The 20,133-nt window shown below is 63.8% G+C and carries 17 protein-coding genes; 9 read left to right on the forward strand and 8 right to left on the reverse strand.

The genetic code is table 11. From position 1 onward, the window contains the following. Window positions 1-8: 8 nt before the first annotated feature. The 7 genes from ACM43_RS25875 to ACM43_RS25905 all read left to right on the forward strand — a co-directional run bounded on the left by ACM43_RS25875 (window position 9) and on the right by ACM43_RS25905 (window position 7,624). Complete coding sequence (locus ACM43_RS25875; RefSeq protein WP_271543867.1) at window positions 9-911, forward strand: intradiol ring-cleavage dioxygenase; 903 nt, start codon at window positions 9-11, stop codon at window positions 909-911. A gap of 35 nt (window positions 912-946) precedes the next feature. Next, a complete protein-coding gene (locus tag ACM43_RS25880; protein WP_271543869.1) occupies window positions 947-2,737 on the forward strand; it encodes an FAD-dependent oxidoreductase in 1,791 nt (596 codons plus the stop codon). 80 nt (window positions 2,738-2,817) lie between these two features. Then, window positions 2,818-4,143: an ABC transporter substrate-binding protein gene (locus tag ACM43_RS25885; RefSeq protein ID WP_271543871.1), complete on the forward strand. Its 1,326-nt coding sequence runs from the start codon at window positions 2,818-2,820 to the stop codon at window positions 4,141-4,143. Between the two features lie 71 nt (window positions 4,144-4,214). After that, window positions 4,215-4,940: an ABC transporter ATP-binding protein gene (locus ACM43_RS25890; protein WP_271543873.1), complete on the forward strand. Its 726-nt coding sequence runs from the start codon at window positions 4,215-4,217 to the stop codon at window positions 4,938-4,940. Beyond that, window positions 4,937-5,641, forward strand: coding sequence for an ABC transporter ATP-binding protein (locus ACM43_RS25895; RefSeq protein ID WP_271543875.1), 705 nt, complete (start codon window positions 4,937-4,939; stop codon window positions 5,639-5,641). The genes ACM43_RS25890 and ACM43_RS25895 overlap by 4 nt, the downstream gene beginning before the upstream one ends. Window positions 5,642-5,648: 7 nt before the next feature. Further along, the gene (locus ACM43_RS25900) at window positions 5,649-6,515 is read left to right on the forward strand and encodes a branched-chain amino acid ABC transporter permease (protein WP_271543877.1); all 867 of its coding nucleotides are present in this window, start codon (window positions 5,649-5,651) and stop codon (window positions 6,513-6,515) included. Continuing rightward, window positions 6,512-7,624 (forward strand): branched-chain amino acid ABC transporter permease, encoded by a 1,113-nt coding sequence (locus ACM43_RS25905; protein ID WP_271543879.1) that lies wholly within the window; start codon window positions 6,512-6,514, stop codon window positions 7,622-7,624. Before ACM43_RS25900 ends, ACM43_RS25905 begins: the two co-directional genes overlap by 4 nt. Before the next feature lie 419 nt (window positions 7,625-8,043). On the opposite strand, the gene ACM43_RS25910 is transcribed toward ACM43_RS25905, so the two are convergent. The 5 genes from ACM43_RS25910 to ACM43_RS25930 form a co-directional block, all read right to left on the reverse strand. Beyond that, entirely contained in the window at window positions 8,044-8,268 is a 225-nt protein-coding gene (locus ACM43_RS25910) for a hypothetical protein (RefSeq protein ID WP_271543881.1), read from the reverse strand. Window positions 8,269-8,270: 2 nt separating this feature from the next. After that, on the reverse strand, window positions 8,271-9,143 hold the full coding sequence (locus ACM43_RS25915) for a nucleotidyl transferase AbiEii/AbiGii toxin family protein (RefSeq protein WP_271543883.1): 873 nt from the start codon (window positions 9,141-9,143) through the stop codon (window positions 8,271-8,273). Between the two features lie 80 nt (window positions 9,144-9,223). Beyond that, window positions 9,224-10,222, reverse strand: a complete 999-nt coding sequence (locus tag ACM43_RS25920; protein WP_271543885.1) for an SIS domain-containing protein — start codon at window positions 10,220-10,222, stop codon at window positions 9,224-9,226. 11 nt (window positions 10,223-10,233) lie between these two features. Beyond that, window positions 10,234-11,190: an N-acetylmuramic acid 6-phosphate etherase gene (locus ACM43_RS25925; RefSeq protein ID WP_157284148.1), complete on the reverse strand. Its 957-nt coding sequence runs from the start codon at window positions 11,188-11,190 to the stop codon at window positions 10,234-10,236. Between the two features lie 19 nt (window positions 11,191-11,209). Then, window positions 11,210-12,148: a BadF/BadG/BcrA/BcrD ATPase family protein gene (locus ACM43_RS25930; protein WP_271543888.1), complete on the reverse strand. Its 939-nt coding sequence runs from the start codon at window positions 12,146-12,148 to the stop codon at window positions 11,210-11,212. 117 nt (window positions 12,149-12,265) lie between these two features. Here ACM43_RS25930 and nagA point away from each other — a divergent pair, with 117 nt between their 5' ends. Next, on the forward strand, window positions 12,266-13,444 hold the full coding sequence (gene nagA / locus ACM43_RS25935; protein ID WP_271543890.1) for an N-acetylglucosamine-6-phosphate deacetylase: 1,179 nt from the start codon (window positions 12,266-12,268) through the stop codon (window positions 13,442-13,444). Beyond that, window positions 13,445-14,677 carry an aspartate kinase gene (locus tag ACM43_RS25940; RefSeq protein WP_271543892.1) on the forward strand — a complete coding sequence of 411 codons (1,233 nt, stop codon included), beginning with the start codon at window positions 13,445-13,447 and terminating at the stop codon, window positions 14,675-14,677. Between the two features lie 275 nt (window positions 14,678-14,952). Here the strand turns inward: ACM43_RS25940 and ACM43_RS25945 are convergent, their stop codons facing one another. From ACM43_RS25945 to ACM43_RS25955, 3 genes are all read right to left on the reverse strand, one after another. Beyond that, complete coding sequence (locus tag ACM43_RS25945; RefSeq protein WP_271543894.1) at window positions 14,953-15,957, reverse strand: M23 family metallopeptidase; 1,005 nt, start codon at window positions 15,955-15,957, stop codon at window positions 14,953-14,955. A 618-nt stretch (window positions 15,958-16,575) separates the two neighbouring features. Then, window positions 16,576-17,898 (reverse strand): HlyD family type I secretion periplasmic adaptor subunit, encoded by a 1,323-nt coding sequence (locus ACM43_RS25950; protein ID WP_271543896.1) that lies wholly within the window; start codon window positions 17,896-17,898, stop codon window positions 16,576-16,578. A 10-nt stretch (window positions 17,899-17,908) separates the two neighbouring features. After that, window positions 17,909-19,684 (reverse strand): type I secretion system permease/ATPase, encoded by a 1,776-nt coding sequence (locus tag ACM43_RS25955; RefSeq protein ID WP_271543899.1) that lies wholly within the window; start codon window positions 19,682-19,684, stop codon window positions 17,909-17,911. Window positions 19,685-20,133 lie beyond the last annotated feature (449 nt).

The raw sequence follows: 20,133 nt of genomic DNA on the forward strand, positions 1-20,133 counted from the left end.
ACAATACGATGGCCAATTTCAACGAGCACAATCTCACTGACGAAGTGGTTCGCAGCTTCGCCAACACGCCGAACAAGCGGCTGAAGTTCCTCATCGAGGAGACGGTGAAATCGCTGCATGATCTGGTGCGCCGCACCGAACTCACCTTCGAGGAATGGAATCAGGCGATCGAGTTCCTGACCCGAACCGGCCAGACCTGCACGCCGCTGCGCCAGGAGTTCATCCTGCTCTCCGACGTGCTCGGCGTCTCGATGCTAGTCGACGCCGTCAATCACCGCGAGCGCGAGGGCGCGACCGAGACCACGGTGCTCGGCCCGTTCTATGTCGGCGAGCACCGCGTTACGCCGCACGGCGCCAATATCTCCGAGGGCATCGTCGGTGAAGTAATGTCCGTGCAGAGCCGCGTCACCGACCTCGCCGGCAAGCCGCTCGCCGGTGCCGAGATCGACGTCTGGCATGCCGACGACGACGGCTTCTACGATTCGCAGAAGGCCGATTACGCGACCCACGGTCCGTCGCTGCGCGCGCGCTTCGTCACCGATGCCGACGGCCGCTTTTCGTTCCGCACGATCTTGCCGTGCAGCTATCCGATCCCGACCGACGGCCCGGTCGGCGATCTCATCACCGCCACGCAGCGTCATCCGATGCGCCCCGCGCATGTTCACTTCCTGGTCAAGGCCGAAGGCTACGAGCCGCTGATCACCCACGTCTTCCTCGATGGCGACCAATATCTGCGCAGCGACGTGGTGTTCGGCGTCAAGGACGAGCTCATCGCGCGCGTCGAGTCGCGCAACGAAGCAGCGCTCCCGAACGGCGAGCGGGTCTCCGGCCCGTGGCACCTGATGACCTACGATTTCCAGATGAAGCCCGGCGCGGGGCTGGTGCCCCGGCCGATGATGGCGGCGGAATGACGATCGCAACCAACAACACGACCAAGGAGAGGATGATGACCAGCAAACCGATCGAGACCGACGTGCTTGTCGTCGGCAGCGGCCCGGCTGGCGCGACGGCAGCGGCGCTGCTCGGCATGTACGGCGTCAAGCACATCTTGGTGACGAAATATGGCTGGCTGGCTGACACGCCGCGCGCCCACATCACCAACCAGCGTGCGATGGAGGTGCTGCGCGATCTCGGCCTCGAGGACAAGGCGGTGGCGCAGGCGGTGCCGCAGCATCTGATGGCCAACAACGTGTTCTGCGAAAGCCTCGCCGGCGAAGAGTTCGGCCGGCTCTATTCCTGGGGCAATCATCCCTCGCGCAAGGCGGATTACGATCTCGCCAGCCCGACCCGGATCTGCGACCTGCCGCAGAATTTGCTCGAGCCGATCCTGATCGAGGCCGCCGGCCAGCGCGGCACTTCGCTCTGCTTCAACACCGAGTTCGTCGATCTGGTGCAGGACGCCGACGGCGTCACGGCAACGGTGAAGGATCGGCTATCCGGCGAGACCTACCAGATCCGCGCGAAGTATCTGATCGGCGCCGATGGTGGCCGCAGCCGGGTTGCCGAGGTGATCGGGCTGCCGATGGAGGGCCAGATGGGCCGCGCCGGCAGCATGAACATCATCGTGCAGGCGGACTTGAGCAAATACGTCGCGCACAGGCCGAGTGTACTCTATTGGGTGCTGCAGCCGGGCGCGCAGATCGGCGGCATCGGCGCCGGCCTGATCCGCATGGTGCGGCCCTGGAACGAATGGCTGATCATCTGGGGCTACGACATCGAGCAGGGCGAGCGCAAGCTCAGCAATGACGAGGCGATCTCGATCGTGCGCAATCTCGTCGGCGACGAGACGCTGGAGGTCAAGGTTCGCTCGACCTCAACCTGGACCGTGAACGAGATGTATGCCGGCCACTACGCGTCCGGCCGTGTGTTCTGCGTCGGCGATGCCGTGCACCGCCATCCGCCGACCAACGGCCTCGGCTCCAATACCTCGATCCAGGACTCCTATAATTTGTGCTGGAAGCTCAAGCTGGTGCTCGAGGGCCACGCGGCACCGTCGCTGCTCGAGACCTATTCGGCCGAGCGCCAGCCGGTCGGCAAGCAGATCGTGACCCGCGCCAACAAGAGCATCGGCGATTTCCCGCCGATCTTTGAGGCAGTGGGCCTCGTCGCTTCGACCGATCCGGCGGAAGCACGCAAGGCGATCGCCGCGCGCAAGGCGCCGACCGCCGAGGGCAAGGCGCGCCGCAAGAAGCTCTATGAGGCCATCGCCAACAAGAGCTACGAGTTCAACTGCCACGGCGTAGAGCTGAACCAGCGCTACGGCTCGACCGCCGTGGTGTCCGACGGCACGCCGATGCCGGCCTTCACCAGGGATCACGAACTGTATTATCAGGCAACGACCTGGCCCGGCGCGCATCTGCCGCATGTCTGGGTCGAGCATCATGGCCAGCGCAAATCGACGCTCGATCTTGTCGGCAAGGGCCGTTTCACGCTGCTCACCGGGATCGGGGGCGATGGCTGGAAGGCGGCGGCTGCCGCAGTCGAGAAGACCTACGGCCTGCCGGTGGATGTCGTCACCATCGGCCCGCAAGGCTGCGATGCGCTCGACATCTATGCTGACTGGTATCGCCAGAGCGAAGTCGACGAGGACGGCTGCGTGCTGGTACGGCCCGACATGTATGTCGCCTGGCGCGCCAGAGAGGCGGCAGTGAATGCCCCCGACGTGCTGCTCGACGTGTTTGGCCAGATCCTCGGCCGTGGTGCGAAGGAGCAGGCGAAGTCCGTCGCCGCCGCGTGATGCGAGCTGCGCGGATAATTCTTCAAAACGGAATGAAAGGCAGCCGGCTTGAAGACCGGCTTGCCTCAAGGGAGGGGAAAATGACCAAGGACCTACTGAACATAAAGTCTTTCGATCGCCGCCGTGTGCTGCAGGGCATCGCCGGTGGTTTCGCCGCCGCGGGCGCGACGACCTTGTTCGCGCCGCCGGTGCGGGCGGCAAGCAAGCCGATCAAGATCGGCTATGTCTCGCCAAAGAGCGGTCCGCTGGCGGCCTTTGCCGAAGCTGACGATTTCGTGCTCGGTGAGTTCAGGAAGTTCATCAAGGATGGCGTCAAGGTCGGATCACAGACCTACTCGATCGAGGTGGTGACGAAAGACAGTCAGTCGAATCCGAACCGCGCCGCCGAGGTCGCCAAGGAGCTGATCACCCGCGACAATGTCAGGCTGATCGTGGTCGGCGCCACGCCCGAGACCAACAACCCTGTGGCGACGCAGTGCGAGCTCGAGCAGGTGCCGTGCATCTCGAGCGTGGCGCCGTGGCAGACCAACTTCATCGGCCGGCAGGCCAATCCGGGCGATCCCAAGAGCTGGAAGCCGTTCGAATATACCTTCCACTATTTCTGGGGGCTGGAGGACGTGATCGGCGTCTTCACCAGCATGTGGAGCCAGGTCGCGACCAACAAGTCGGTGGGCGCGCTGTTCCCCAACGACGCCGACGGCAACGCCTGGGGCGACACCACCATCGGCTTCCCGCCCGTGCTGGCCAAACAGGGTTTCAAGCTCACCGATCCCGGCCGCTTCCAGAACCTGACTGACGATTTCAGCTCGCAGATCGCGGCATTTCGTGGTGCCGATGCCGAGATCGTCACCGGCGTGATCATCCCGCCCGACTTCACTACGTTCTGGAACCAGGCGCGGCAGAAGGGGCTGAAGCCGAAAGTCGTATCGGTCGCCAAGGCGCTGCTGTTCCCGGCGTCCGTGCAGGCGCTCGGCAAGGGCGGCAACAACATCTCAACCGAGGTGTGGTGGACGCCGACGCATCCTTACAAGTCGAGCCTCAGCGGCGTCAGCGCGGCCGATCTCGCCAAGGGATATGAGCAGGCCTCCGGCAAGCAATGGACCCAGCCGATCGGCTTCGTGCATTCGCTGTTCGAGGTCGCGATCGACTCGATCAAGCGCTCCGGCGACCCAGCCGATGGCGCGGCGCTCGCCAAGGCGATCGGCGCCACCAAGCTCGACACCATCGTGGGCCAGGTCGCCTTCGGCTCCAGCGCGGTGCCGCCGTTCGCAGCGAAGAACATCGCCAAGACCCCGCTGGTCGGCGGCCAGTGGCGGCTCAGCGGCGACAAGTACAACATGGTGATCACGGACAACAAGCTGGCGCCGCAGATTCCGCTCGGCGGCGACATGCAGGCGCTGAGCTAGCGCAAGCCGGCTGCTCATCGAAGGCAGAAGATGCGTGGCGCTGCTGCGCATCTCCTCTCCGCCGAAACCAGATGTGGACGACCATGCTCGAACTCCACGCCATCTCGAAACGGTTCGGCGCCATCGTGGTTGCCGACGCGATCGACCTGACGCTGTCCTCGGACGAGGCGCTGGGCGTGATCGGACCGAACGGCGCCGGCAAATCGACCCTGTTCAACCTGATCACCGGGCTGCTGCGGCCCGATGCCGGCCGGATCGTTCTCGATGGCGCCGACATTACGGGTCTCTCGCCCGAGGCACGCTGTCGCGCCGGCATCGGACGCTCGTTCCAGATCCCGCAACCGTTCGACCATCTCTCGGTGTTCGAGAACCTTGCGGTCGCCGCGCTATTCGGCGGCGGCCTGTCGGAGGCGGACGCGATCCAGCATTGCGGCCGCATGCTCGATCTGACCGGCCTCGAAGCCAAGGCCAATCGGCTCGCGGGCAGCCTGCCGCTGCTCGATCGCAAGCGGCTCGAACTGGCGCGGGCGCTCGCCACCCGGCCGCGCACGCTGTTGCTCGACGAGATCGCGGGCGGCCTCACCGATGCCGAGTGCCACGAACTGGTCGAGACCATTCGCACCATCCATGCCGAAGGCATCGGCATCATCTGGATCGAGCACGTGGTGCATGCGCTGCTCGCGGTGGTGCAGCGACTGGTCGTGCTGAACTTCGGTAAGGTCGTGGCGCAGGGCGTGCCGAACGAGGTGATGCGCTCGCGCGAGGTCGAGACCATCTATATGGGCGTGCCGGCATGACCACGCTGCTCAATGTCACGGCGCTCGATGCGTTCTACGGCGACTTCCAGGCGCTGTTCGGCATCGACTTCGAGCTGAAGGAGGGCGAGGCGGTCGCAGTGATCGGCGCCAACGGCGCCGGCAAGTCGACCATGCTGAAATCGCTGGCGGGGCTGGTGAAGAACCGTCCCGATGCGATCCGCCTCGAGGGACGGGCGATCGGCGATGCGTCCGCCGCCAGCATCGTCCGGCTCGGCCTCGCGCTGGTGCCGGAGGGGCGCCAGCTGTTTCCCTCGCTCAGCGTCGAGGAGAACCTCCTGATCGGCGCATATGGCGGCGAACGCAGGGCGCCGTGGGATCTCGCCGCGGTCTACCGCATGTTCCCGGTTCTGAAGGAGCGGCGGCGCGGCGCCGTCACCGCGCTGTCGGGCGGGCAGCAGCAGATGGTGGCGATCGGCCGCGCGCTGATGTCCAACCCGTCGGTCCTGCTGTGCGACGAGATCAGCCTCGGCCTCGCGCCGATCGTGGTGGAGGACATCTACCGCATGCTGCCGCAGATCCGCTCTGGCGGTACCGCCGTCGTGCTGGTCGAGCAGGACATCGCCCGCGCATTGCGGGCTTCGGATCGCTTCTACTGTTTGCAGGAGGGAAGGGTGACGCTGAGCGGACGGCCAAGGGATGTCGACCAGGACACCATCCGCGCGGCCTATTTCGGAGCATGAGGAAGCGATGAGCGGGTTCGACACCATCATCGAAGGCGTGCTGCTCGGCGGCGTCTATGCGCTGTTCGCGCTCGGCCTGTCGCTGATCTTCGGCATCATGCGCCTTGTCAATCTGGCTCATGGCGATCTGATCCTGCTTGCCGCCTATCTGGTGCTCAGCGCCACCACCGCGCTCGGTCTGCCGCTTGCGGCCGCATCCCTGCTGGTCGTCATCACGATGTTCGTGCTCGGCTTCGTGCTGCAGCGGCTGGTGCTGGAGCGGGTGCTCGGCGACGACATCCTGCCACCGCTGCTCGTCACCTTCGGCCTGTCGATCGTGATTCAGAACGGACTGCTGCTTGGCTACGGCGCCGACAGCCGCAGGCTGCAGGCAGGCGCCTTCGAATCCTCGTCGGTGGCGCTTGCCCCCAGCCTGAGCGTCGGGCTGGCGCCGCTGACCGCGTTGGTGACGGCTGTTGCCGCCGTCGCGCTGCTCCAGCTCATCTTCTATCGCACCTCGCTCGGCCGCGCCTTCCGCGCCACTGCGGATAATCCCGCGATCGCGCAGTTGATGGGCGTCAACGAGCGCAATGTCTACGCCATCGCGGTCGGACTGTCGCTCGCAGTGTCGGTGATCGCCGCTATTGTGCTCGGTATCCGCGCCAGCTTCGATCCGTCGATCGGCCCGGCGCGGCTGCTCTACGCATTCGAGGCGGTGATCATCGGCGGGCTCGGCAGCCTGTGGGGGACGCTGGCGGGTGGCATCGTGCTCGGGTTGGCGCAGGCGATCGGAGGGCGGATCAATCCGGAATGGCAGATCCTGGCCGGCCATCTCGCCTTCCTTGCCGTGCTGATGGTGCGGCCGCGCGGCCTGTTCCCGGCGAGGCGGACATGAGCGTCGAAAGCATCCGTATCCCGGCAAGCCGCGAGCAGTGCCCGGCGGAGGCGCCGGTGTGGCAGGTTCGGGTCGGCACACGGCTGTCGCGCGTCGCGGCCGTGGCCGGCATCGCGCTGATCGTGGCGCTGGCCGCGCTGCCCGCGATCGCCTCGCGCAACCTGATCCAGGATCTGATCTTCGTCTTCACCATGCTGACCTTGGCACAGCTCTGGAACGTGCTGGCCGGGTGGGGCGGGCTGGTATCGGTCGGGCAGCAGGCGTTTGTCGGGCTCGGCGCCTATGCGCTGTTTGCCGGCATCGTGATGGCCGGGCTCGATCCGGTTGCGGCGATCCCACTGGCCGGACTGTTCGCGGCGCTGGTCGCGGCGGTGCTCGGGCCGCTGCTGTTCCGGCTGGAAGGGCCATATTTCGCGATCGGCAGCTGGGTCGCCGCCGAAGCGCTGCGGCTGATCTGCGCCCAGTTCAAGTCGCTCGGCGGCGGCACCGGGATGTCGATCTCGCCGGGCGAACTGTCGCAGATGGTCGGGCTGAAGGCGGTGCAGGCGCTGCTTGGCCTGCGCCCGGCGGCCGCGCGTGACGTGCTGGTTTACTGGCTGGCGCTGCTGCTTGCCGTGCTGGTCACGCTCGGCATCTACGCCTTCATGCGCTCACATCACGGCCTTGCGCTGGCCGCAAGCCGTGACAACGCAGCGGCGGCGCGCAGCGTCGGCGTCCGCACCGCGCGGGTCCGCCACGTGCTGTGGATCGCCGTTGCGTTCGCCACCGGCATGGTCGGCGCGGTGGTTTATTTGCAGAAGGCGCGTATTTCGCCTGATGCAGCCTTCAGCGTCACCGACTGGACCGCCTATGTCATCTTCATCGTCGTGATCGGCGGGGTGCGCACCATCGAAGGCCCGATGGTCGGCGTGCTGCTGCTGTGGGGGCTCGTCACCTATCTCGCCCAGTATGGCAGTCTCTATCTGGTCGTGCTCGGCACGCTCGCCATCCTGATCATGCTGTTCATGCCGAGGGGTATGTGGGGCGTGGCAGCCCGCTGCTGGCAATTGCAGCTATTTCCGACACAACGCTGGCTCGGCCGGAGCGAGTCCAGTCCAACGCCATTGTGACCGACCTTGTGCCGAGTAGCTTCGTCCGTTCAGAAGCGCCACCAATCCATCTTTGGAAAGGAGGCGCTCGGGCGTCCATGCGCCTTTGCAGTTGGACGTTTCGCTGTAAGCCATTGATCTCCAATGATCGGATTTTGGCTTAGTTGGAAAAATTCTCTTGAGAAATCAATGGGAGCAGCATGTCTCTTAATCAGCGGGTCCCAGGTTCGAGCCCTGGTGCGCCCACCATATAAATCAAGACTTTAGCGAGACAAACCGTTTGAGAGAGCCAGACTAAAACGGTTTTTCGAACGGTGTTTCTGTCGATCCTTCCGGACGTCTATTCTCGACAATGTGATCGGCAGAAGCGGCTCGGGCTTGTTGTTCAATTTGTCCTCCCGAGATGCTTTAAGGCCATTTGGGCCGCGTGGAACGTGGCCTCAAAACATAACCTGATCCCGAGGTACGAATGATCGGTTGGTCGCACTGATGTTTCTGAGCTCTTCGGAGAAGAAGCTTTTGATGCCAAGTCCACTCTTGCGGCCACCGGTACAATCATAGGCCCAGAAATATTCGAAGCCGCGGTTGTCCTTCTTTCGGATCTTATATTCAAGCTTATAGGGTTCCATCAGCCTCCGGACGCCGTGATAATCGGCTTCGATCATTGTCAGTGATCGCCCTGCTTCAATGATGACTTGCCTCGCGGCGGGAATAAAGCTCCCGCCGTAGCCGAAGGCGCGCACCAAGGAAGGCCGGACACCGCCGCCGACAATGCGGGGAGGTACCACCGGCTCGATAACTCGAAGAGTTCTTCGATGAGAGAACCGAAGCGCCCCTGTATCATGTCAAACGTGATACGGCTGGCTTTTGGCGTCACAAGATCATCCCGCAGGTCACGGAAGAGTTGAAGCGGGACGGCAAGCAATTGCATTCGCGCTTGTTGCGCTTCGGCATCGTAGGTGGACTTCTTGAGGAAGGTGCGCACGACCTCGGCGCGGCTGACCGGAAAGTCTCCGCTGAATACGATCGAGTAAAACAGATCGAACAGGTCCTGGGCTTTGCGTCGAAAAAGCAGCGTGGTCAGTTTCGCTGCCAGAAGCTCTTCGAGTTTTTGGCAGCGGATCGGGCCCGTGCACGCAGCTTGGTCCGAATACGGGTGTAACAGCGGCCGTGTCTGGATCGGCAGGTAAGGCTTTTCGAATTCGCTAATTTCCAGATGCGAACGCAGGGTTACGCTCTCTTCCGCATAGAAGCCTTTGAAATAGATCCGCACTTCCAGGGCCTGGACGCCGGGGATTTTGAGGTTCTTCTCGGCGACGCGTGTCCGGTCCATCGCGAACTGAACGCCGCTTCCGGCCTTAGCAGCTTCGAGGATTTCGCTCAGATCGGAATGCAGCTGGTTTTCATTGAGCGCATTCTCGCAGGAGAAATCCAGGTCCTTGGAATATCGCGTGCCCGGAAGGTATCCTTTGCGTATGCCGCTGCCACCTTTCGGGACCAAGAGATTCGAAAGACGACGATGCGCGAATATCTCGCGCAAGAGCCATCCATGGACGTAATCCCGCTCAACGTTCTGCGGAGAGATGTCGTCTTGGTCGCCAGCCACCGATCAGTCAGCTGTTAAAACGTCTCGGTAATCTTGCTCAGGCCAGGAGGGCGATCCGGGTCAAGTCCGCGGGCGCATGCCGCCTCCTCGATCATCCGATAGGCCGGAACGAGCATGGCGATCGGATCAGTGGCAGGATCATCCTGGACCAACCAGGGCAGCGAGCCATGCGGTCCGCCGCAGAGATGCAGCGCGACGTTTTGCTCACGCAATTCCTCTGCAAGAGCGTCCACCGTGGCCGCAGTTTCATCCATGAGGCGCATCATGACAACGGGCGTGCGCGACGATAGCGCGGCACGTGGCCCATGCTGCAGCTCTGCGGCGCTCAAGCCGATGGAGGGCAGGCGCAGGATCTCCGAAAGTTTAAGCGCAATCTCCCTCGCCGAACCCAGGGCCAGGCCTCGAGCTGCCACAAACACGGCTGACGCCTTGACGAGATCATCGGCAATCTCGGACCAGTCGAGCGCCAGCGCACGGTGCAGGCGCTCGGGCAGCCGGTCGAGGGCTGACCCCAGCGCACGATCTTGCGCCAGCTCGGCAACAAGTCCAGCGCCGGCGGCCATCGAGCCGATGACGGTCTTTGTCGCCGCGACGGAGTGCTCTTCGCCGGCTTCGATCGGAACGACGAACTCCGCTTCGTCGGCCACCGGCGACGACGTCGTATTGACGATGGCAACGGTGCGGGCGCCCGAAGCGCGCGCCGACCTTGTTGCTGCGACGAGATCCGGGCTGCGCCCGGATTGCGAGATCACGATGAACAGCGCATCGCGCAGCATCAAAGGTGTGCGGAATGCCGTGATCACCGAGGGGGCGCTTGCTGAAACGGGCAGGCGAAGCCGCGTCTCGACAAGGTATCTCAGGAAAAGGCCGGCATGCCCGGAGCTTCCCCGACCGCACACGACGCACAGGGGAGCTGAGCCAATCCCAATCCGCTGCGCGATGTCGCGCGTGATCGGGCGGCTACGAACAATGTTGGCGACAACATCGGCGCTTTCCCCGATTTCGTTCGCCATCGCGGATGTCGTCACGGCTCAACCGCTCCGCCTTGCTTGCGTGCTGCCGGTGCCTTGGGATGCGAGTCCCGATCCGAGTCCCGATCCTTGGCGAGCTCGGCAAACACGCGCCTGAGATTGCCGTCGCCGTCCTTCAGAATAGTCTCCGCTTCGGTCCTGCCGACGCCCAGCGCCAGAAGGACCGCCGTCTTGACGTCTCCCTCGGCCTGCTCCAGCGAGCGTGCCGCGTGCGACGGATCGCAGTCGGCGATTTGCGCCACCATGGCCTCGGCGCGTCGCTTCAGCTTGGCATTGGTCGGCTGCATGTTCACCATCATGCCGCGATACACCCGGCCAAGACGCAGCATGATTCCCGAGGAGATCAGGTTGAGCACAACCTTCTGCGCGGTGCCCGCCTTCATCCGCGTGGAGCCGGCGATCAGCTCGCGGCCGGTCTCGATCAGGATCGGAAACTTGGCCGATGCCAGCAGTGCGGTGCCAGGATTGTTGGCGATACCGATCGTCACTGCACCGCACGAGCCTGCCTGCTGCAGCGCCGCGACCGTGAATGGCGTTGTGCCGCTGGCGGCGACCGCGATCACCACATCATGCGGTGTGAGCCGCGCGGCATTGATCTGTGTGACCGCATCATCAATGTCATCCTCCGCGCCCTCGATGCTCTTGACGAAGGCACTGTCTCCGCCGGCGACGATGAAGCGGACGCGCTCTTTGGGCCAGGCGAAGGTCGGCGTTAGCTCGGCGCCGTCCTGGACCGCCACGCGCCCCGAGGTGCCGGCGCCGACATAGACAAGGCAACCGTGATCGCCCAGCGCCGCTTGGGCCGCCTCGGTCGCCGCCGTGATCGCGGGGAGGGCATGACCGATCGCAGCGACCGCCGCAAGCTGACCCTCCCACATCGCTTCCATCGCTGACACCAGCGGCCATGCATCGAGGTCGGCAAATCTAGGATCGACGTCTTCGGTGGCCATACTGTTGATCCAAGCGCCATCAAACGCGGAACTTCGGAGCCTGTTCATGGTCAGTTTCTCTCTCGGTCAAAGCCAGCGTGGGTAGGTTCAGCCGCTCTCGCGCGACGAGTAGCGCGCCGGCTACCGCGTCCGCGTCAGGAGGCTTCAGGCGGGCGCGCAGGTCGGGCGTCAGCCATGGCGTCATGGCATCCGCCAGCCCGCCCACCAGCGAGAGCCGATCGATTCCTCTTGCCAGGAATAGATCGAGCAGATCGCCAATGGCATCGGCCGCGCGTTCGACAATGCGACGGCCGACCGGATCGCCCTGATTGGCGTGCCGCATCACGATCGGTGCGAATGTTGCGTAGTCCGTTGCTCTGGCTTGTTCGGACCAGGCCACCGCCTGATAGGGATCATGATCGAATGCGCCCAGCACCTCTGCGAGCAATGGCGTCAACTCGCGGCGGCGATCCGCAGCCCGCAGCGCCAGTCGAACGACCTGCAGGCCGATGTCGGCGCCGCTGCCTTCGTCCGATACGGGAAACCCGTAACCGGCGAGACGGATCTCGCGGGCGTCGACCAGGCCGACACCGACCGAACCCGTGCCGGCCACAACGATTGCCCCGTCCGCGCCGCTATGGGCGCCAAGACAGGCCGCGAGGCCGTCGCTGATGAAGTCAACGGACGCAAAGGGATGCGCGATCTTGCTGAGCGCCGCTTTCGCCCCCCGGCGGCCAATCCCGGCAAGGCCAATTCCGGCGTGCATTTGGCCGAAATCCTCGCGGCTCAGTCCGGCCTGTGTGGCCGCCGCTTCGGTGGCCTCCATGATGGACCGCCAGGCCTTGTCGATGCCAATTCGTGTCGTGGCCGGTCCCGAGATCGCTTCTCCGAGCGCCGTGCCGTTTTCGTCTTCGATCCGGGCGCGACAGCGGGTTCCGCCCCCATCAATGCCGAGATACGTGGTACCTTTTGTTCTCATGGAACGTTAACGCAAGGGTTTCGCTTCGGGTCCGCACAGGTCCCCGTGGCGTACATATGAACGCTTGTGGCAGACTCGCCTCACGAGTCCGTGACGGCCATTCCAGGATCGATACTGATGGGCCATGCTGGTTCTGCCTCTCTCACGATTGCTGCACAGCACATTTTTGATGGGACTGACATGCGCGGGCCCGGGTCGGTCAGGATCTCGCAGGGACGGATTGAAAGCATCAGCTTCGACGAGGCCGCGCCAGCGTCAATCCGCCTTCCCCGAGATGCGATCCTTGCACCCGGATTGATCGACATCCAGCTGAACGGAGGCGGTGGCGTGCTTCTCAACGACCAGCCGACGGAGGCCGGCGTTCGGCGCATCGTCGAGGCGCACCGCAAGGCCGGGACCACGGGCTGTTTGCCAACCCTCATCACCGATCGACCCGAGGTCGTCGAACGATTGGCCGTCGCAGCTCAGGCGTGCCTCGATATTCCTGGCGTGCTCGGCTTTCATCTGGAAGGTCCGGCCCTCAACAGGTCTCGCAAGGGCATTCATCCGGAAACCGAGATACGCGTGCCCGATCGGCGCGATCTCGCCGCCATCAAGAGCTTCGGCGATCGCGGCCGCTCCATTGTGACCTTGGCCCCGGAATGCGTGCCTGCGTCGATGATCGATGAATTGGTCGGTGCTGGATTGCGTGTCGCAGCTGGCCACAGTGATGCCAGCGCAGAACAAATCCGGCAGGCGGTCGGTCGCGGTCTCTTGGGGGTGACCCATTTGTTCAACGCCATGTCGCAGTTGAGCGCCCGGGAGCCGGGCGTGGTGGGCGCCGCGCTGGAGGAAGACCGGTTGTTTGCTGGAATCATCTGCGACGGCATTCACGTTGAGCGCGCTGCTTTGCGTGTTGCCTTCCGCTGCAAGGGACGCGATCGATTGATGCTGGTCAGCGATGCCATGCCATTGGTCGGCACGGACGACCGGCAATTCCTGCTCCAAGGCAGGGAGATAACATTGCACGACGGTCGCCTGACCGGCCCGGACGGCACACTCGCGGGCGCTCACCTCACCATGATCCAGGCGGTCCGCAACGCTGTTACGCTCATTGGAATCGCGCTCGTCGATGCCCTCATCATGGCGTCCCGGACGCCGGCGGCATTTCTGGGCCTTGGGTCCGAGCTCGGACGGATCGCGGCCGGATACCGCGCGGACTTTGTCGCGTTCAATCCGAGCTTTGAGGTCGTCGACACATGGATCGGCGGCGTCGGTTCGATGGGCGAGGCAACCAAGGCTTCCGAGCGAGGTTAGATGGGCAACCATCCGATCATCGTGCAGAAATATGGCGGTGTCTGCCTTGAAACACCGGCGAAGATTCGCGCGGTTGCGCGCAGTCTCGCCGACCTGCATGGCCGCGGTCATCGTGTCGTCGCGATCGTCTCCGCCATGGGCACGACCACCGACCAGTTGATCCAGATGGCTCATCAGGTCAGCCCTGCTCCCAACCGCCGTGAACTCGATATGCTGCTGACGACTGGCGAGCGCATCAGCATGTCCCTGATGAGCATGGCGCTTTCCGATCTCGGCGTCCCTGCGATCAGCTTCACCGGCAGCCAGGCTGGCGTGATGACCGACGACTCGCATTCCGCCGCACGCATTCTGGATGTTCGGCCGATTCGCGTGCGTGAGGAACTCGACCGCGGGCGCGTTGTCGTGCTGGCAGGATTTCAAGGCGTGAACCCCGCGACCAGGGAAATTACTACACTCGGCCGCGGCGGCAGCGACACCACGGCGGTCGCGATGGCCGCGGCGCTGAAGGCCGAACGCTGTGAAATCATCAAAGAGGTCGACGGCATTTGTTCGGCCGATCCGCGCATCGTGAAGGACGCAAAGCCGCTCCGGCAGGTAGATTTCGCATCCCTGTCGGAGATGTGCTTCTGGGGTGCGAAGATCTTGCATTTTCGCAGCGTAGAGCTGGCGCAAAGTCAGGATGTGCCTCTGGTTCTCAAGCAGTGGGATGGCGTCGAGCACAGCACACAAGTGATGAAAGGGGTTTTAGGCATGGAAAACGGGAGAGTTCTAGCCGTCAACTCGATAGCTCGCATTGAGCATGTGGAAATCGATTCCAGGGATCTCAATCACGGGTTCGAGAAACTCGCGCAGCATCTCAAGCAAAACAGCCTGTCCTGGCCGCAGCTCCTTGCATCACACTTCGCTGCGGGAAAAACCAGCATGACCGTGGCTTGCGATACGGAGTGGCTGGATGCCTTGCTGCGCACGCTGGAGGGCGCTACGGATCTGCGCAAGCAGCGCGAGGCGTCAAGCTCGGTTAGTCTCACCTGCTTCGGCGGCGTTTCATCGGAATTGCCGTTCAGGGCGTTGCAGGTTCTCGAACATCACAGGATTGTCCCTGACAGGTACGTATTGTCCCCGCATTCGGTCAGTCTTTTTCTCTCTGTGGAGAACCGGGAGGCTGCCGTCAAAGCGTTGCATACGCTTGTTCAGCAAACTTACGATCTGAGAAGCATTACGAACGCGAGCTGACGCGGGAGCCGTTTGCAAAATCGTCGTTTGGGAGTCCTGTAAACAAATTCTGGCAATGCTCAGAAGCCGCGCCGAGGGTGACGCCGTCCGAGCGCATCATGGGTGTGAGCTGGTGAAGGAAATCGCGGTCACGCCGGTTGAGATCGTCGGAGAAGGCACGACTTGGCATGCGAACCTCCTCGATAGCGGCTCGGCGGACTGGCAGCTTGCCGCCAGCGTGCTGAGACAAACCAGGGATGATCTAGAGCCCGCGTTCGATTGGCAAAGTAGGTCAATCAACGTGGCTCCCCGATTGCTACCTTAAAAACTGTACGCTCGATTTCAATGTCATTTCTACGTAGCGTGTAAGTTGCCGTGTAGGTGCCAGGCGGCCAGGCGGCGCCCGCCCGCTTCCGTCCAGCCGAAATGAAATATTGGGCCTGGTCTCGCGGCAGCTCCGGTGCGCGATACTCCGCGATGACTTGCCCCTGAGGCGATCTCAGCTCAATCACTTGCTCGTCCTCCGCCTGCAGTCCGATAGCGCGAACATACGCGACGATGGCCGCAGAGTGAGGGCCAGGCAGAGATCGCTTGATTTCTCCTGCCTCGATCTCGTCCATGGTCACCGCTCGATCGGCAAAACCGGCGTTGATGATCTCGGTCGGCCGGTAGCCGGGAGCAGCGCTCCCGGTTTGCAGCCACAGCGAACGACCAACGTTGCATTCGCCTTTGACGCCTCCCTCAGCGAATGGATCTACGACGGCCCGGCTCTGCCTCACCGTGAAATGGAGATGCGGGAACTCCGTATTTCCGGAGAGACCCACCAGTCCGAGTGTCTGCCCGGCGCTCACGCTGTCGCCAGGCTTCACTCTGAGACTGCCTTTGGCCATGTGGCAGTATTGCGTGCTCCAGCCGTTTCCGTGTTCGACGACTGCGCCGTTGCCACATTCCCTGCCGGCGACTGCGGCTTTTCCTGCGACTTTGACCGATACATCATCCATGCCGTCTCGGGTGTGAGCAACGCGCCCTGAAGCGGCCGCAACGACTGCGACGCCTGTTCTCTGAACGTCCAGATCGGGCAGCCGGATGTCGGTGCCGTCGTGACCATCATAGGTTCGGCGCCCGCATCGAAAGTCCAAGGTCTTGTCGGAGGGATCGTGGTCAACGTAGTTCTGGATGAAGCACGTCCTTCCCAAGTCGCAGGCAACCGGCCAAGCAAACAGTTGCGGTTCGGAGCTGGGGGATGCGGTCGCGCAAGTCATGACTGTGCAAAGCGCGAAGGCAAACACAAACGTTTTCATCCGGCCTGTCCGTCCTGATGAAGGGGAGCGCGACAAAGCGTACTGCGGAAGCGCAATTTCATGACTGATGTCCCAAGAGCTTTGGCGAATACCACACCGTGAAGCCACCCGAAAGGATGAGGATCAGCCCGCGAACGCAACAATCGACTCCTTATCTGCCGAATCTGTGCTGTTTCAGCCAACCCAGTATCTCTCGCGCGAGGAACACGCATCCTAAGCAGCCTACAACGATGCAGATGCAGCCCAAACAAGCCGACGAAGTTGAATGGCTGATCGATAAACGTGATCAGCTGATAGTTACTGGGGCCGCCCTTGGTACGAAAACTCGCCCAGAGCATTCCAGCAGGGTACCACTGGCTCAGCTGGTAGAACCCGTGCACTTCCATTCCATGACAATCGATACTAAGGCGCCGACGAGCGGCCTTGGTACGTACGCGATGCTGTAGAATGGGACGATCCCCTGATCTCCTCAAGGCCAGAGACAGATTCGGGCAACATCAGCACACCACGCCTGCTCGCTTGGCGAGGATCCGAAGATCAAACGACTTCGAAATTCGGGATATCTCGCCGGCGGCAATGTGGCGGCATGCCGACCAACGCTGGCGACAGGGGCTTCTATTATTTCTGCCGCAGTGCACGGGCGAGCTGATCTTCCAGCGGCTTGCGCAGGTAGGCGATCGCCGTCCGCACGCCGTTCTGGATGAATGCTTCAACCGGCATGCCGGGCACCAAAGCCTTGCCGTCGAGCTTGGCGAGTTCGCTCGCGTCAATGCTGATGCGGGCGACGTAGTAAGCCGCGCCGGACTGCGGGTCTTTGGTCAGATCGGCGGCGATCCGAGTCAGCGTGCCGTCGAGCTCGGGGGTCACGGCGGCGTCGAACGCGCTGAAGCGGAGCTTGGCGGATTGCCCGAGCTTGAGCCGGTCGATCATTTGCGGATCGACCCGGGCCTCGACCACAAGCGAATCCTTCGGCACGATCAGCATCAGCTGTTCGCCCGCGGTGATCACGCCACCGACGGTGAAGACCGATTTCTGGTGGATCAGACCGTCCTGCGGCGCGCGCAATACCACGCGATCGAGCTGGTCCATCGCGGCGATGCGGCGTTCGCCGAGATCGGCAAGCTTGGTCTCGACGTCGCGCAGTTCGGTCGCGACTTCACGGCGCTGGTCCTGAACCAGCTGGATGATCTGCAGTTCGGTCTCGGTGATCCGGCCCTTGGCGCGCGCGATCTCGGCGATCAGCAGGCCTTCCTCGCCGGTCAGGCGGGAGGCCTCGCGCTCGAGTACGGTGAGGCGCGCATAGGGCACCAGACGCTTGTCGTACAGCTGGCGCACGCCCTCCAGCTCGGTTTCGATCCAGCGGATCTGTGCACGCTTCGACGCGATCTGCGCCTCCAGGCCGCGGATTTCGTCCGCGATCTGCGCCTTGCGTTCGCGCAACTGCGATTGCTGGCCGCTGATAGCTTCGCGCCGCCGGTCGAACAGCGTGGTCTCGCCCTCGATCATCTCCGCGATCGAGGCGCTGGCGCGGCGTGCGACGATCTCGCCGGGCAGCACCACCGCGTCGCGGCCGTTCTGCTCGGACTGCAGCCGGGCACGACGCACCCCGAGCTGGTTGAGCTGGTTTTCGATCAGCGCAAGGTTGGCGCGCGGCAGCGTCTCGTCAAGTCGGACCAGCATGTCGCCGGCCTGAACCTGATCGCCGTCGTTGACGGAGATTTTGGCGACCACGCCGCCGGTCGGGTGCTGAACCCGGCGGACGTTGCTGTCGACCACCACCTGCGCCGGCGCGATCACGGCGCTGGCGAGCGGTGCGGTCATCGCCCAAACGCCGGCGGTGGACACCACGATCGCCAGCGTGCCAATTCCGAGTCCAGTGGCGCGCCTGATATCGCGAAACGGATCGCTACGGCGAGCTTCGGGCTTGCGGGGTGCGGCCATATGGGGGTCCTCAACTGGCGGCGGCGGCAGGAACCGAGCGCGCATCGGGCACCGCCTGCAGCGCCGCGCCGCCCGGCGGCGGATGAGCGGCGAGCGATTTGCGCAGCACTTCATCCTTTGGGCCGAACGCCTGTACGTGGCCGTTCGCCAGCGTCAGCACGAGATCAACCGCGGCGAGCGCCGCCGGCCGATGCGCAATGATGACGGCAATGCCGCCGCGCGCCCGGACGCGCCGGATGGCATCGGTCAGCGCGGCGTCGCCTTCGGCGTCGAGGCTGGCGTTCGGCTCGTCGAGCACCACCATGAACGGATCCTTGTAGAGCGCGCGCGCCAACGCGATCCGCTGCCGCTGGCCGCCCGACAGGGTGGCGCCGGCTTCGCCGATCCGCATCTCGAACCCCTTCGGCAACTTCAGGATCATCTCGTAGGCGCCGGCGGCCTTCGCCGCGGCGATCACCGCCGCCTCATCGATCTCAGGATCGAAACGTGCGATGTTTTCCGCTACCGTTCCGTCGAACAATTCGACGTCCTGCGGCAGGTAGCCGATCATGCCGCCGCGAATTTCTGCCGGCCACTGGTCGAGGGTGGCGCCATCAAGGCGGATCTCGCCGCGTGCGATCGGCCAGATTCCGACCAGCGCTCGTGCCAGCGTCGATTTGCCGGCGGCTGACGGGCCAATCATGCCGACTGCCTGGCCGGCTTCGAGTGCGAACGAGGCGTTGTGCACGATCGCGGTGGTGCCGCCGGGGGCGGCGATTGTGACCTGCTCGACCGTGAGCCGATGGACGGCGCGTTCGGGCGCGACGTCAGGGTTCGAGGCGTCGCCCTTGCCCAGAGCGGCGCGAAGCCGTTGGCCCGCTTGTCGCGCGCCGAGGAACGGACGCCAGATGGAGATCGCCAGTTCCACCGGCGCGAGCGCGCGGCTGCCCATGATCGACGCGGCGATCATCACGCCGCCGCTGGCCAGCCCCTCGATCACCAGATAGGCGCCGAGGCCGAGCAGCGCCGATTGCAGCATGAAGCGCAGCGTCTTTGATAACGCGCCGAGCGATCCGGCGATGTCCGCGTTGCGTTGCTGCGCGGCGACGAGATCATCGTTGGCGGCGCCCATCCGGTCGATCAACCGCTGCTCCATGCCCAGCGCGGCCACGATTTCGGCGTTGCGCCGACCCGCTTCAAGCTGGACGCCGCGGATTGCGCCGGCGCGCGAGGCGTCCCGGGTCGGCGCCCGCGTCAGCACCTCGGTGAGCAGCGCGATCCCGAACAGCAGCACCGCGCCCATGACCAGCGTCCAGCCGAGATAAGGATGCAGGAGAAAGCAGCCGGCGAGATACAGTGGCATCCACGGCAAGTCGAACAAGGTGGTCGGGCCGAGCCCGGAGAGGAACGACCGGACCGAGTCCAGATCGTGCGACAATTGCAGGCCGCGATTCGCGCCGCCGCGCAGCGGCCCGCGCAGGATATTGCAGACGACCGGTTGCCACAGCGCCGCGTGCAGCGCCGATCCGATCCGGGTCAGAATGCGCTGACGCAACAGATCGAACAGTCCTTGCATCGCATACGCCGCCGCCACCGCGATCGACAGCGCGATCAAGGTCGGAATGCTGTGCGATGGAATGACCCGGTCGTACACCTGCAGCATGTAGATCGAGCCGGTGAGCATCAGCAGATTGAGCACCGCCGAGAACAGTCCCACCGTCAGAAAGGCCGTTCTGCAGGAGGCGATCGCGGCCGACGCGAGATCGCCGGACGCGGGAGTCGACGCGGAGGACGTTGCTGCGCTCATGACACTCAATTCAGAAACGACGTCGGACCGCCACCGTCGGATGCGGTCGGCGTTCGTTAGCGAGGTTCAACGTCAGGCGCATGACAAAGCGACCGCCACGAAAACGCGAGCGGTTCCAACGAGGCTGCGATGCTCTGCGGCGAAACGCCGCCTTGGTTCGGAAGTTCGGCCGCGCAGACCGGCAATCGAACCTGGCGTGGTCGCTCCTCGCGGCGGGTCGATTGAGCTGTAACGCGATGACCCATTGGCAACTGCCGCCGGCCGAGAGGTCGAGCGCGCCTCCCCGCGCAAAGCTGGTAGTTGGTTCTCTCGGTCTTCGCGGGGCTCTTCGGGTGGCGACTTCACCGGCCCGTTAAGAAGCAGTCACCGATCTGTTGTCATCTGCGTTCTATCAACTCAGTAACGATACGTTAACCATCGGCCGTCTGGACCACGCCCTCGCGCATGCC

The sequence above is a fragment of the Bradyrhizobium sp. CCBAU 45321 genome, assembly GCF_028128975.1.
Lineage (GTDB): Bacteria > Pseudomonadota > Alphaproteobacteria > Rhizobiales > Xanthobacteraceae > Bradyrhizobium > Bradyrhizobium yuanmingense.